The organism is Stenotrophomonas sp. 220_Sma (genome assembly GCF_056487375.1).
The window spans coordinates 974446-988345 of record NZ_CM151348.1 but is presented as its reverse complement, the minus strand read 5'-3'; the positions used below and the strand labels follow the sequence as shown (position 1 = coordinate 988345).

The 13900-nt window shown below is 65.8% G+C and carries 14 protein-coding genes; 13 read left to right on the top strand and 1 reads right to left on the bottom strand.

The window, feature by feature from the left end; all coding sequences use genetic code 11:
• Positions 1-7: 7 nt before the first annotated feature.
• On the bottom strand, positions 8-316 hold the full coding sequence (locus tag ACZLIB_RS04700; protein WP_032961816.1) for a hypothetical protein: 309 nt from the start codon (positions 314-316) through the stop codon (positions 8-10).
• A gap of 68 nt (positions 317-384) precedes the next feature.
• On the opposite strand from ACZLIB_RS04700, the gene ACZLIB_RS04695 reads away from it, so the two are divergent.
• The 13 genes from ACZLIB_RS04695 to ACZLIB_RS04635 all read left to right on the top strand — a co-directional run bounded on the left by ACZLIB_RS04695 (position 385) and on the right by ACZLIB_RS04635 (position 13884).
• Positions 385-921, top strand: coding sequence for a deoxynucleotide monophosphate kinase family protein (locus ACZLIB_RS04695; RefSeq protein ID WP_004154581.1), 537 nt, complete (start codon positions 385-387; stop codon positions 919-921).
• A 64-nt stretch (positions 922-985) separates the two neighbouring features.
• Positions 986-1165: a hypothetical protein gene (locus ACZLIB_RS04690; protein ID WP_005412407.1), complete on the top strand. Its 180-nt coding sequence runs from the start codon at positions 986-988 to the stop codon at positions 1163-1165.
• Between the two features lie 20 nt (positions 1166-1185).
• Positions 1186-1338 carry a hypothetical protein gene (locus tag ACZLIB_RS04685; RefSeq protein ID WP_005412406.1) on the top strand — a complete coding sequence of 51 codons (153 nt, stop codon included), beginning with the start codon at positions 1186-1188 and terminating at the stop codon, positions 1336-1338.
• Positions 1331-2887, top strand: coding sequence for a portal protein (locus tag ACZLIB_RS04680; RefSeq protein ID WP_005412405.1), 1557 nt, complete (start codon positions 1331-1333; stop codon positions 2885-2887). The genes ACZLIB_RS04685 and ACZLIB_RS04680 overlap by 8 nt, the downstream gene beginning before the upstream one ends.
• A 16-nt stretch (positions 2888-2903) precedes the next feature.
• A complete protein-coding gene (locus tag ACZLIB_RS04675) occupies positions 2904-3047 on the top strand; it encodes a hypothetical protein (RefSeq protein WP_004154577.1) in 144 nt (47 codons plus the stop codon).
• Positions 3047-3832 (top strand): capsid assembly protein, encoded by a 786-nt coding sequence (locus ACZLIB_RS04670; protein WP_005412404.1) that lies wholly within the window; start codon positions 3047-3049, stop codon positions 3830-3832. Before ACZLIB_RS04675 ends, ACZLIB_RS04670 begins: the two co-directional genes overlap by 1 nt.
• 26 nt (positions 3833-3858) lie before the next feature.
• A complete protein-coding gene (locus ACZLIB_RS04665) occupies positions 3859-4812 on the top strand; it encodes a major capsid protein (protein ID WP_005412403.1) in 954 nt (317 codons plus the stop codon).
• Between the two features lie 99 nt (positions 4813-4911).
• A complete protein-coding gene (locus ACZLIB_RS04660) occupies positions 4912-5502 on the top strand; it encodes a hypothetical protein (RefSeq protein ID WP_005412402.1) in 591 nt (196 codons plus the stop codon).
• Positions 5490-7634 (top strand): phage nozzle protein, encoded by a 2145-nt coding sequence (locus ACZLIB_RS04655; RefSeq protein WP_143565846.1) that lies wholly within the window; start codon positions 5490-5492, stop codon positions 7632-7634. Before ACZLIB_RS04660 ends, ACZLIB_RS04655 begins: the two co-directional genes overlap by 13 nt.
• Entirely contained in the window at positions 7631-8104 is a 474-nt protein-coding gene (locus ACZLIB_RS04650) for a hypothetical protein (protein ID WP_005412400.1), read from the top strand. Before ACZLIB_RS04655 ends, ACZLIB_RS04650 begins: the two co-directional genes overlap by 4 nt.
• Positions 8105-8136: 32 nt before the next feature.
• Positions 8137-8535, top strand: coding sequence for a virion core protein, T7 gp14 family (locus ACZLIB_RS04645; protein ID WP_032961812.1), 399 nt, complete (start codon positions 8137-8139; stop codon positions 8533-8535).
• A 3-nt stretch (positions 8536-8538) separates the two neighbouring features.
• On the top strand, positions 8539-10713 hold the full coding sequence (locus ACZLIB_RS04640; RefSeq protein WP_478469249.1) for a hypothetical protein: 2175 nt from the start codon (positions 8539-8541) through the stop codon (positions 10711-10713).
• A gap of 78 nt (positions 10714-10791) precedes the next feature.
• Complete coding sequence (locus tag ACZLIB_RS04635) at positions 10792-13884, top strand: hypothetical protein (RefSeq protein WP_099470283.1); 3093 nt, start codon at positions 10792-10794, stop codon at positions 13882-13884.
• The last annotated feature ends 16 nt before the right edge of the window (positions 13885-13900 follow it).

Genomic DNA, 13900 nt, shown 5'->3' with positions numbered 1-13900 from the left:
ATCCTGCTTACCGCAACTCGTCCACGTAGAACTGCTTCCAGTGTGCAATCTCTGACGGATTCCGACTTACGGGTTCTCGGCTATTGAAAACCCAAAGCTGGATCGCCTTCGGCGTAGTCAACGTTTCATACGTGCAGCTGAACTCAGTGAGCTTATCTGTGATGAGCTGCTTGGCCGCATCGTAGCGCTCTCGCTGAATTCCTTGTGCTTGCCCTGATGCCACGAGCGCATCCATCGCCTCCTGTAGGCCATAGAGCTTCTGTGCAAGCTCAGAGATTTCCGCTCCGTTTGTGTTACTCGGCGTAGAACTCGCCATACCTGTCTCCTTCCATAACGAACACGAATTGTACCCGGCTAAGGCCGGGTTTCTCTTTTGGAGTCCCCATGAAGATCATCGGAATCACCGGCCGCGCCCGCAGCGGCAAAGACACCCTGGCCGAGTTCCTGGTCAGCGACCACGGCTTCGTGAAGCTGTCCTTCGCGGCCCCGATCCGCGCCTTCGTGGCGGACATCACCGGCCTGCCGGTGTCCGCGATGGAGGACGGCCCGCTCAAGGAGGAGCCGCTCGACTGGCTCAACGGGCAGACCCCGCGCCGCCTGATGCAGACCGTGGGCACCGAGTGGGGCCGTGAAATGATCGACCGCGACCTGTGGGTCAAGGTGGTCGCGCAGAAGATCCGTCAGGCCCGCCGCGACGGCGCTGCTGGCGTCGTGGTGTCGGACGTTCGCTTCGACAACGAGGCGCAGTTCATCCGTGAGTGGGGCGGCCAGGTGGTCCAGGTGCTCCGCGACAGCGCGGCCCCGGTCTCGGCGCATGCCTCCGAGGCAGGCGTCCACGGCGACCTGATCGACACCGTGATCGACAACAACGGCCCGATCCACCGCCTGCGGATGGTCGCGGAATCGCTGGCCCGACTCTAAGGGTTTAGTGGTCATCATCGGGGGAAACGACAGTTTCCCCACCTATTCATAACCCAGGAGTTCTATGCAAATCCCTCTGCACTCCTACGACCTGATCGACCTCCTGGACGAACTGCACCCCGAAGTGATCTACGACCCCGCCAAGCCGAAGGAGGAGTTCCTGCTCCGGCAGGGCGAGCGCCGCCTGATCCTCCGGCTAAAGGCGCTGCGGAAGGTCGAGCAGATGGAGCACCGCGCCCGCTAATCATGTGCAGCAAGCCCAACATGCCGGACCAGCAGGAGAAAGACCCGATCCTGCTGACCCGCCAGGACACCCAGCCGACCGGCCACGCGGCCGATCAGCGGCGTAAGTCCAAGGTCCGACTGGACCTGAACAACGCAACGCAGTACCAAGGACTGACCATTCCGAATGGCTGACGCCAAGCAGACCTCGGCCGAGAAGCAGACGGCCGCGAAGCGCTACGGCGATCTCAAGTCCAACCGCAAAGAAGCCGAGACGCGCGCCAAGCGCTGCGCCAAGGTTACCCTGCCCCGCCTGTGGGTGGACGAGGGCGCGAAATCGCGTACCCCCGGTTCCGCCTACATCGACACCGGCCCGAAGTGCGTCAACGCCCTGGCCTCGAAGATCGTGCTGGCCTGGCTCCCGCCGAACGCCTCGGTGTTCAAGCTCGCGCCTGACCAGGCAGTCGCCGAGAACATCGCCGAGCAGGCTGGCGTGGAGACCTCCGAACTGGAGGCCGCGCTGGTGGACGTGGAGCGGGTCATCGTCAACGACCTGGAGACCAGCGGCGTCCGCCCGGTCCTCAGCGAGGCGGCCAAGCACGCCATCGTCCTCGGCAATTTCCTGCTCTACGACCCCGACGAGGGCAAGCCTAAGCTGTATCCGCTGACCTCCTACGTGACCGACCGCGACGGCCTGGGCAACGTGCTGGAGATCATCACGCTCGACAAGATCGCCCCGGCCATGCTGCCGGACTCGATCCGCGCGGCGGTGATGCAGAAGCTCGCCCAGGAACGCGACGAAAAGACCAAGAACGACGACGTGAACCTCTACACCTGGGTGCGTCGCTCGGAAGATGGCAAGGAGTGGGAAGTGGTCCAGGAGGTCGAGGGCGTCGAAGTCCCCGAGACCGTGGGCACCTACCCCATCGACGCCTGCCCGTGGATTCCCCTGTGCGCGCCGCCGTCCCTCGTGGACGACTACGGCGAGGGCTTGGTCTACGACTACGTGGGCGCGTTCGAGTCGCTGGAGGCGCTGCGCAAGGCGATCCGTAAGGGTGCCGCCGCGCTGGCGAAGATCATCATGTTCCTCAAGCCGACCTCGACGATCCGCGAGCGCCAGCTCACCGAGGCCGAGTCCGGCGCGGTGCTGCGTGGCGAGGCCAGCGACGTGACCACGCTCCAGCTCCAGAAAGCCTACGACCTGAACTTCGTGCGTCAGGAGGCCGAAGGGCTGGCGAACTCGCTGGAGCTGATCTTCGGCGTGAAGTCCGCCGTGCAGCGCCCCGGCGAGCGCGTGACCGCCTACGAAATCCGGGTGCTCACCCAGGAACTCGACGACGCCCTCAGCGGCTTCATGGCGATGTCGGGCGAGCAGCTCTTGCTGCCGCTGATCCGCCGCCGCCTGCACAAGCTCCAGAAGCAGGGTCGCCTGCCCGAGCTGCCGCAGGAACTCATCAAGCCGCGCATCACCGTTGGCATCGCCGCCCTCGGCCGCGGCCACGACCTGAACAAGCTGATCGAGTTCGGTCAGGCAGTGGATGCGCTTGTCGGCGCAGAGGAGAAGGCGCGCCGCCTCAACAGTGGCGAGGCGATCTCCCGACTGGCCGCCGCTTCCGACATTTCCACCAAGGGCCTGATCCGCTCCGACGACGAGCTTGCTGCCGAGCAGCAGGACGCCTCGGCGCAGGAGGCGATGGTCCGTGCCGCTCCGAATATCGCCTCAGCGATGACCCAAACCCCGTAACCCCGAGAAGGACGCAATGTCGAACGAAACCACCGAGAAGCCCGCCAAGCCGACCAAGGAAGCCCCGAAGGCTCCGAGCGTCGAGCGTAAGGGCAAGGCCGAGATCACCCGCAAGACGAACGGCCTGGTCATCGTCAACTACAAGCCCGAGGACAAGTAATGTCGCAGCCGGGCAAGTCCGAAGTGACCGTCAGCCTTGACGGCATCAACGGCCAGCCGACCCCAGGTCAGCAGCCGCCGCAGAACTCCCAGGACACCCAGCAGCCCGCACCGGGCGCGCAGGGTGGCACCGATGGCGAGCGCCTGTTCGGCGGCAAGTACAAGACCGTGGAGGAGCTGGAAGCCGCCTACGCACAACTGAGCACGCCAGCCGACGACAAGGGTGGCAAGGGCGGCCCCGCGACCATCGACGACGCCACCGCGGATGACGCGCGTGACGCCTTGGCGCGGGCTGGCCTGAACCTGGACGACTTCGCCACCGAGTTCAACTCGAACGGCTCGCTGTCCGAGGAGAGCTACAAGAAGCTCCAGGACGCGGGCTATCCGAAGGAGCTGGTGGACGTGTACGTCGATGGCCTGCGCGCTCGCGTGCAGACCTACGAGAACGCCGTCTACTCGCCCGCAGGTGGCAAGGCCGGTTACGACGGCCTGGTCCAGTGGGCTAAGACCAACCTGAGCGCCGAGCAGAAGCGGGCGTTCAACGAAGCGGTGCAGTCCGGCGACGCCGGCCGCGCAGCGCTGGCAGTCCAGGGCCTCGTCGCCCTCCGTGGCGGCAACGGCCGCCTTCTGAATGGCAAGACCGCATCGAACGCCGATGCAGGCCCCAAGCCGTTCCAGTCGCAGGCGCAGGTCGTCGAAGCGATGCGCGATGTGCGCTACCACCGTGATCCGGCTTACCGCGCGGAAGTCTCCGCCCGCCTGGCCGTGTCGCCGCTGTTCAAGTAATCCACTCAACCTCAAGCAAGGACTAAATGTCGGACGCAATCCCCTCCCGCCTGGGTCAAGCCCAGGCCAACGGCGACGCCTGGGCGCTGTTCAAGCAGAACTACACTGCTGAAACCATCACCAGCTTCGTCGAGAACTACAAGCTGGACGGCCGCGTGTCGGTGCGCAACATCGAGAGCGGCAAGTCCGCCTCGTTCCCGAACGTCGGCACCATCGGCTCCGAGTACCATGTGCCGGGCACCGAGATCAAGGGCCTGGTGGTCGAGCACAACGAGACCATCATCACCCTCGATCCGATGCTGATCTCGCACGCCTTCATCGCCAACATCGACGAGGCGATGAACCACTACGACGTGCGTTCCGAGTACACCCGTCAGCAGGGTGCGGAGCTGGCGCTCAAGCGCATGCAGAACGAGCTGCGCTGCGCGATCCTGGCCGCTCGTACCACCGAAGGCAAGGTCGAAGGCCAGCCGGGTGGTGCCATCATCAAGGCCGCCACGATGGCCTCCGATCCGACCGTGCTGGCCGATGCGTTCCGCAACGCCCGCATGCTGTTCGACGAGAAGCTGCTGCCGGACAACCCGCAGGAGTTCACTGGCGCACTGGCCCCGGCTCAGTGGTATCTGCTGACCGAGAACAAGGACTTGATCGACCGCGACATCAACGCGGAATCGAACGGCTCCTACGGCCAGGCGATCATTTCCTCGGTCGCCCGCATCCCGCTGGTGAAGATCAACGCGATGCCGCGTGTCGATGAGTCGGCCCTGGCCTCGATCCCGGCCAAGTACCGCGGCAACTTCGCGGACACCGTGGGCGTGATCTTCCACCGCTCGGCGGTCGGCACCCTCAAGCTGCTGGACCTGTCCCTGGAGGACGTGTACCAGGGCGAGAAGCAGGGCACCCTGATGCTGGCGAAGTACGCGCTGGGTCACGGCATCCTGGCTCCGCGCGGTGCCATCGAGCTGTCGAAGGCCCCGTAAGCAATACCGCGCCGTTGGGCAAATCCCGCGGCGCTTCAATCTCTCTCCATCTACGGGGGACATCCACATGGGTGTCCCCCGTTTTTTTGCCCCGAATCCATGAACCTCGAACTCACTCCGACCACGGAACTCGAAGCCGTCAATGTGCTGCTCGGTGCTATCGGCGAAGCGCCGATCAGCGACCTCGAAGCGCTCGGCAACCTGTACGCCTCGCAGGCGCGCGACACCCTCCGCGCGGTGAGCCGCGAGGTCCAAACCGCTGGCTGGTGGTTCAACACCAGCGAGTCGTTCACCTTCACGCTCAACGCGGAAGGCAAGGTGCTGCCGCCGCAGTCGATCCTCAAGCTCGTCCCCGCACGCGGAAGCGAGCCGCTGGTGATCCGAGGCACGCGCCTCATCAACCCGCTCACCCTCGCCGACACGTTCTCGTCGGCCCCCACCGCCGACTTCGTGACCTGGTTCCTCGCCTACGAGGAGCTGCCCGAGTCGGCCCGCCGCTACATCGCCGTGCGCGCTGCGCGTCTGTTCCAGACGAGCGTGCTGGGTAGCGACCAGCTCTACGTGTTCACCGAGAAGCACGAGGAGGAGGCATACCTCATCTTCGCGCAGGAGCACGCCGACTTCACCTACGCCCGCGGCCACAACTTCCTCAGTGGCTCGACGGACGTGTCTGATATTTGGGACCGCTGATGCCGCTAATCACGGGGGACTATCCCTCGTTCCTGGGAGGCGAGTCGCAGCAGGACGATACCGTCCGCTCGCCGAACCAGCTCACCAAGGCGATCAACGCCTGGCTGCATGCCGCAATGGGCGCTGGCAAGCGCCCGCCCGCCGAGTTCGTTGCTGGCCTTGGCGTCACCCTCGATCACGACTGTGCCTTCCACTCCATCGTCCGCGATGAGAACGAGCGCTACATCGTCGCCGTGGGTCACCGCAGCATCCGCGTGTTCGACCACGAGACCGGCAAGGAATACACCGTCAACGCCACGGGCGACGCGCTCAACTACCTGGACACCCAGGGACAGCGTGCGTGGTCGTGCTTCGCGCTGGCGACGTTCTCCGACACCACCTTCATCGTCAACCGGCTGGTAGACGTGAAGCAGAGCGATGAGCTGTCGCCCGGTTCGCTGTACGGATCGGCGCAAACGATGTCCGACCTGCCGAAGCCCGGCGACAAAGGCTCGGCCGTTGTGCCGACCGGCGCGATCTACAACATCATCGGCTCGTCCGAATCGCAATTCGACGACTACTACGTCCAGAAGCAGTCCTCCTCGGTCTACCTGGAGGTCGCCCGGCCGGGCATCAAGCACCGCTTCGATGCCAAGACGATGCCGCACATCCTCAAGCGCATCCCCGATCCAGTGCATGCGGACGGCTTTTGGTTCTCCTTCGGTGGACCGGAGTGGACCGCGCGCCTCGCGGGTGACGAGCAAAGCAACCCGTTCCCGTCCATCGACGGCCAGCGCATCCGCGAGGTGTTCAAGCACCGGGACCGCCTAGGCTTCCTGGCCGGGGAGAACGTGCTGATGTCCGAGGTCTCCGATCCGTTCAACCTCTGGCGCACTTCGGTGACCCAGGTGCTCGACGCCGACCCCATCGACGTGAGCGTCAGCGGGTCTAACGGCGTCACCACGCTCTACCACGCAGTCCCGTTCCAGTCGGCCCTGTTCCTTGCCGCTGCGGGCGGCCAGTTCCTCCTGACCGCCGAGCCGTACCTGGCCGCCAAGAACGTCAAGAGCGATCCGGTCAACAGCTACAGCAGCTCGCCGTACATCCGGCCGAAGCTGATGGGCGAGTCGCTGTACTTCACCGAGGACAGCGGCGCATACGCCAGCGTGCGCGAATACTTCATCGACGACCTGTCGGTGACCGGCGACGCCGCCGACGTGACGGCGCATGTGCCCAAGCTGATGCCGGGCCGCATGCGAGCGATGGCGAGCGCAAGTGGTGCCGACTGCGTGTTCTTCGCTCCTGACGAGCCGACCGACGCGCAGCTCTACGTCTACTTCGTCCGCTGGATCGGCGACGAGAAGCAGCAGTCCGCATGGACGCGCTGGTCAATCTCCGGCGTCGGTCGCATCGTCCACATGCACGCCATCAACGACGTGCTGTACGCCGTCGCGGAAGCCCCAGGCGGCGGCTGCGAGCTGCTCAAGTTCCGCATGGTGCTCAACCAGCACGACACGGATGCCACGGGCGACTACAACTTCCTGCTCGACCGCATGCTGGTGGTGCAGCCCACCTATCAGCAGTTCGGCAACGAGACCTGGATCGACCTGCCCTACATCGTGCCCGATGGCATGACGGTCACCGTCCTCAAGACGGACGACTGGCAAGACCCCGGCGCGTACCTGGACATCACCAAGGCGCGCTGGGACAACGCCCGCACCCGCCTTGCGCTCCCCGGTAACCACACCGAGGGCCGCGTGGTCGTCGGCATGGACTACGAGCACCGCCTCACCCTGACCAAGCCCATCGTTCGCGGTGGGCAGAACCAGGCCGTGCTGGTGGGCCGCACGCAGGTGCGTGACATCGAGGTCGCCTACAAGGATGGCGCGTACTTCGAGCTGGAGGTCGAGCAGCACGGCAATGGCCGCGTCGAGACCTACGTGGCGTCGCACTCCGGTGCGTACACCGCGCGCGTCCTCAACGACTCGGTGTTCCGCACCAGCGCCCCGACGTTCCACTCCGGCTCTCGCCGGTTCCCCGTGCTGGGCGACGCCAACAGCGTCCGCATGCACCTCGTCAACCGCCTGCCGTTCCAGTGCTGGTTCCAGTCAGCACAGTGGCGCGGCATGTTCGTCTCCCGCAGCCGAGTATGACCCTGACCTATCGAAGCCCCACCGCCAGCGACATCCTCCACGTCGCCGAGAACATGCGGCAGGAGGACATCCTGGAGGTGGCGGCTTCGCATGGTCACACCCCGCTCCAGGCGCTCGCATTTGCAGTGACCGCGAGCGACCGCAGTTTCGCCGCGATGCACGACGGTTCCCCCGTGTGCATCTTCGGCTTCAGCCAGCACGCCGAGGGTATCGCCTCGGTTTGGCTGCTGGGCACCGACGCCCTGGTGGCTCCCACGTTCTGCCGCACGTTCCTCCGAGAAGCTCGGCGGATCAGCGACGAGTGGTCGGCCACCTTCGGCACCATCTTCAACTTCGTCGATGTCCACGCCGTCACCACGCGGCGATGGCTCGGCTGGCTTGGCTTCCGCGAGAGCGGCGTCGAGTCCGCCTACGGCTTCGCCAAGACACCCTTCGTCCGAGTAACCAAGACCCCATGTGCAACCCCGTAGCAGTCCAGGTCGGTATCGCCGCAGTCAGCGCGATGGCGACCATGTACGGCCAGGATCAGAACAACAAGGCCATCGAGGAAGCCGCGGAGCGTCAGCAGGAGCAGATCAACGACCAGGCCGCCGAGCGCACCCAACAGCGCATGGAGGAGGCCCGCGCACTGCGATCCGCGATGCGCGCCTCCGCAGCAGAAGCGGCAGTGTCCGGCAACTCGGTCGAGCTGCTGGCGAACGACATCATGGCCCAGGCTGGCCGTGACGTGGCCCTCATCGAGAAGAACCGCAGGAACGGAGTCGTCGAAAGCGGCTCCGAAGCACGCGCTCGTATCCGCACCGGCAATGCCGAGGCGCTGGGCGGCGTGATGCAGTCAGGCGCGAATGCCTACAGCAACATCCAAACCTACAAGCGCTATTCCATTCCCGGAGACGAGTAACCCGTGGCTCGCACGAAACCCCAAGAGATCATCCGCCGCGCGCAGGTGCCGCAGCGTCTCGCCGAGCGCCCCGTTCTGGCGGTGCAGGCTGACCAAGCGTCCTCCGCTGGTGCCGGTGTCCTCTCTCGCACCGCCGCTGCGGTGCTGACGCGCGTCTCGGATTCCGTCAACTCGCAGATGATCTCAAACAGCCGCGAGCAGTACAGCGCCGCGGCGACCCAACGTATGCAGGAGGACGCCGAGGGTACGCCCCGGCAGGCCGAGGACTTCGTTGCCCAGCAGTCGGAGTCATGGCGTCGCGGCTACCTCAAGGCAGACGGCATCATCCGCGTCCGCGACTGGCAGATCGAAGCGGCCAAAGAGATCGCCAAGGCCGAACCCGGCACCGACATCGAGCCGCTCATCAAGGAGCGGATGGCTGCGCTGACGCAGAACCCCGAGTTCCAAGACCCGCAGGTCCGCAAGGCCCTGATGCCGGTCGCCATGCGCGCCGCGCAGCAGGTCCGCCAGCAGTGGCAGGCCGACTCGATGCGGGAAATGCTGGTCCGGCAGAAGGAGTCGCTGACCGCGATCATCCGCGACGGCATCAAGGGCGGCACGTTCCTCACTTCCGAGGGCATGAACGGCCTGTACGCGATGCTGGACCAGGAGGAGTACGCCTATCTCAACAAGCGCGACGTGGACGAACTCTACGTCGAGGCCGCCAAGGAGGAGCTGGCCGCAGGCAACCGCGATCCTCAGTCGATCCTGGCGTTCCTGGAGCAGGACCGCGGCGACGGCCAGCCCGGCTTGATGAACACCGAGCACGGCGACGAGCTGCGCTCGGCGGCTGCCGCTGGTGCCCGCGTGATCGCACACCGCGAGGACGAGGCACGCAAGCAGGCGATGGCCGAGGCAGAGTGGACGCTCCAGGGCCTCGCGGATCGCGGCCAGCTCACCCACAAGACCATCGACACCTGGGCCAGTAAATTCGGCCTGAGCGGTGGCGACCTCCAGTCCTTCAAGCGATACTGGAACAACCAGCAGGAGCAGACGCTTCGCCGCTGGGAGCAGGAAGCGAAGGAGCGCGCCCGAGAGGAGCGCATCCGCAAGCTGGTAGCCGGGGGCAATCCCTACGAGATCAGCGACGCCGACCTCAAGAAGCAGGCCGGTAAGGAGTGGGAGGAAACCCCGCAGGCCGCACGCGGCCAGGTGCTCCAGAAGTGGGCACGGCAGGGCATCGTCATCCCCCAGCTCGAACGCATCCTCAAGCGCGCTGACCCGGCGTTCCAGGAGAACTTCCAGAACGCCGCGACGCTGTACGAACAGCTCCGCAAGGTCTCGCCCAAGTACGCCGATACGGTCGCTGGCGGCGAGGCTGCCGCAATGCTGGACCAGTACCTCTACGACACCCGGCGCAGCGGTCAGTCTCACCAGGAGGCCGCTCGCGTCCTGACGCAACCGAAGCGGGAAGTCGAGGAGGCCCGCTCGGTCATCAACGACACCTGGAAGTCCGGCATCAAGGACTACCTGGAGATCGACGGCAAGCCGCGTGACCCGCGTGAGCTGCACCGCATCCGCCAGGAAGCCGAGCGCATCGCCTCGCGTGGCGGAGTGTCCGGCGAAGCTGCCATCCGTGCAGCGGTCGGTCAGATCGACGCCCAGCGCACGACCGTCAACGGCCGCCGCGTGCCAAACATCGGCATGCCGCAGGGTGCCGAGCCAGCGGTAGACGAGCTGATCCAGACGGTCGCGCGCAAGCTCGGCCGCGACCCGGATGAGCTGTCGGCCCTGCCCAATCCCCGCAATCCGGGGCAGTGGCAGATCGTCGGCCCCGACAACTGGCTGATCCCTGACCCGGACACCGGCCGCGCCATCGGTTTCGACCCGCGTGCCATCGCGGCACAGCACCAGCGCTGGAAGGGAGACCTTGCGGAATCCCAGGCGCGTCGTCGGGTCGAGCAGCGCACCACCTGGGCGGACCAGTCCCGGAACATCCGCGACCTGCGCTCGCAGTCGGCGACCACGGAAGTCCCTGCGGCCATCGCCAAGCGCGACGCCAGCGCCGCCGAGGCTCCCGCCTTCGAGCTGCCCAAGTTCGACCTCACCAAGCCGCTGGTTCCCAACGCGGGCACCAAGCAAACCACCACCACCCCGGCAGTCCCCGAGGACTTCCTGGAGTACCTGACGAGGAAGTAAGACCGCATGTTTGAATCCCTACCCGGCGCAGACGAGAACATCGTCAAGCCGGCAACCCAGCAGCCCATCGTGCAAGCCGTGCGCGAGCGCAAGGAGCAGCGAGAGGCCGCGGAGCGCCGGAAGGATCAGACGACCGTATGGGACGGATGGGGCGCTGCCCAGGCAAAGGGCGGCATCGGCTTCATCGACCGCTTCATCACCGAGCTGGGCTACGAGCCGCAGCAGGGCTATCGCATTCCCGCAGACGCGCGCAAGCGCTGGGAGTCGATGGGCCTGCGCCCGGAGCAGTGGGAGCTGTTCGGCCGGGCCACGTCCGACGAGCACCTCTCCTATCTGGAATCCGTGGCCTTTATGAATCAGATGGCGGACGACGACCTGGCGCAGTTCGGCCTGGGCGGACAGATCGCCCTCGGCTTCACCGACCCGGTGGCAACCGGCCTCGATCTCGCCACGGGCGGCCTGGGGTACGCAGCCAAGGCCGGACGCCTCGCCAACGCGGTGCGTTCCGGTCTACAGGCTGCGGGCACCTCCGCGCTGATGTCGGCCGCAACCTCCACCTACGACCCCGAGCAGACGCTCGCGGATGGCGTGCAGAGCGCCGCCCTGTCGTTCGCGTTCGGTGGTGCCCTCGGCGCTCGCCGGGGTGCCCTGTTCGACGGCGAGGTGAAGCCTGACGTGGTGAAGCGGCTGGCCGGTGACGACTCGCTGTCCGCCGCCCGCGTGGCAGGCACCGCCGCCAACGACCTCACGCCAGGCGTCCTCCCGCTGCGCAACGAGAGCGCATTCGAGCAGGAGTTCACCGACAAGGCGCTGGTCAACGCGCACATCACGCCCCACTTCGCCACCGTCCGCCGCGACCTTGCTGCCCGCATGGGTAGCGCCAAGTCGCCGCTGGTGCGCGAGGCGGGCCGCCTGCTGTTCCGCGATGGCGTCGGCTACACCGATCGCTCCGTCGCGGTCCAGGAGTCCACCAGCGAGTTCGCCAAGCGCCACCTGGCCGTCATGGAGACGGAATGGCGGAGCGGAGTGAACGCCGCATGGGACGCCTACAAGCAACGGACAGGCACCCATTGGTGGAACTTCTCCGAGCGCGCAAAGTTCAACGAGGAGGTCGGCCGTGCCGTGCGCGGTGCGCCTGACGTATCACCGGAAGCCGCCAAGGCGGCCGGCAGCGTCGCCAAGGCGATGCGCGATGCGCTCAAGCTGGCGCAGGACAGCAACCTCGACGGCTTCGCCAACGTGGCGCAGAACGGCAGCTACCTGCCGCGCTACTGGAGTGGCAAGGGCTTCAAGCGCCTGTTCGGCGAGATGCAGCTTCACCAGGACGACGTGATCGAGCAGCTCATCAAGCCCGCCATGCGTCGCGCCTGGGAGGCCACCACCGACGAAGGCGACGAGATCGACGACGAGCTGCTCGGGGCGGTTGCACGCTCCTACCTCAAGCGCGCCCAAGCGAACTTCGAGGGCGACGGGATGGACCTGCTGGTCCGCCCGCTGGACAGCGATTCGGTCGAGGAGATCGGCAACATGCTGACCGAGGCGGGCGTCTCGCCCGTGCGGTCGCAAGAGCTACTGTCCAAGCTGGAGCGCAAGACCTACGAGTCGGGCAAGCTCGACCGCGCGAAGAAGCGCATCGACCTCGACGAGACCTACTCCACCACCATCCGCAACGAGGCTGGCGAGGACGTGCAGGTCTCGATGGCCGACCTGTTCGACAACGACGTGGACTCGGTGATGACCCGCTACATGCGCGAGATCACCGGCTGGTCGGCGCTGTCGTCGAAGGCTGGCATCAAGAACCGCGCACAGCTCGACCGCTTCGTGTCGAAGCTCAAGAGCGACGCCCGCAAGTCCGGCGACGACGTGAAGGACATCGAGCGCCTGATCGACATCGGCCTCAAGTCCACCTTCGGCCGCAGCACCGAACTCGATCCCGCCAGCCGAGGCGCACGCTACGCGCGGTTCCTGCGCAACTGGAACTTCGCCCGCGTGATGAACCAGGTCGGCTTCTCGCTGTTCGCCGAGCTTGGCCCGACCATCGCGCATGCCGGTCTCCGCAACTTCTGGAACTCCGTGGGTGCCGCCCGCGACTTCCTGGTGCGCGGCGCTGACGGCAAGCTGTCCTCGCAGGAGGCGCGCGTCATGGAGCGGCTGTTCGCACCCGGCACCGACTGGCTGCGCAACCCGCCGTTCCTGCGCCTGGACGAGGATGCGCTAGTGCCGCAGACGTTCAACGTCAAGCACGGCGAGAAGATCGACAACGCGATGAACATGGCGACGCACGTCACCTCGGTCGCATCCGGCATGGCCCCGATCAACACGATGCTCCAACGCATCGCCGGTCGCGCCACGCTGCTGCGGCTGCTGGACATGGCGAACGCCAAGAAGCTGTCGGACGCCGAAGTGGCCCGCCTGCGCACCTGGGGCCTCGACGAGAAGGCCCAGGCCGACGTGTTCGGCTACCTCAAAGGCAAGCGGCAGATCGAGCAGATCGACCCGGACAAGCTGCCGTTCCAGACGCGCGAGCGCATGGCGGCCTTCCTGTTCCGCGTGACGCGACACCAGGTTCTCGAAGGTGACGCCTCGGACAGCATCGAGCTGATGCACTCCACCACCGGCCGCATCGTCACGCAGTTCCGCAGCTTCATGGTCAACAGCTACACCCGCCACTTCCTGAACTCCGTCCACCACTACGACGACTGGCGCACCTACGCGATGGTCGTGCTGTCCACTTCGGCAGCAGGCATGGGCTGGGCGGCTCGCACGTACATCAACACTGCGGGCAACCCCGAACAGCGGAAGAAGCAGCTGACGCAGGAGAACTTCTACAAGAACGCTGTCGCGCAATCGAGCTGGTCGAACGTGATCCCCGCGGTCACCGACGCCGTGTGGGCGGACGCCTTGGGTAACGACCCGGTGTTCGCCAACAACCGCTCGACCGGCCTGGAGAACGGCGTGATGGGCATCCCGTCCATCGACCTGTTCAACAAGGTCTACGGCAGCACGCGGATGATCGGTTCGGCCATCCGCGACGATGAGGAGATCACCGAGAAGCAGATGCGCGACTTCTGGAAGATTTGGTGGTTCAACAACATGACGGGCGTCCGCAACATCGCGGATCAAGCCCTACAGCAGTTCCCTGACCGCAAGGACGGGACTGATCGACCGTAACCAGGAGGCCCTTCGG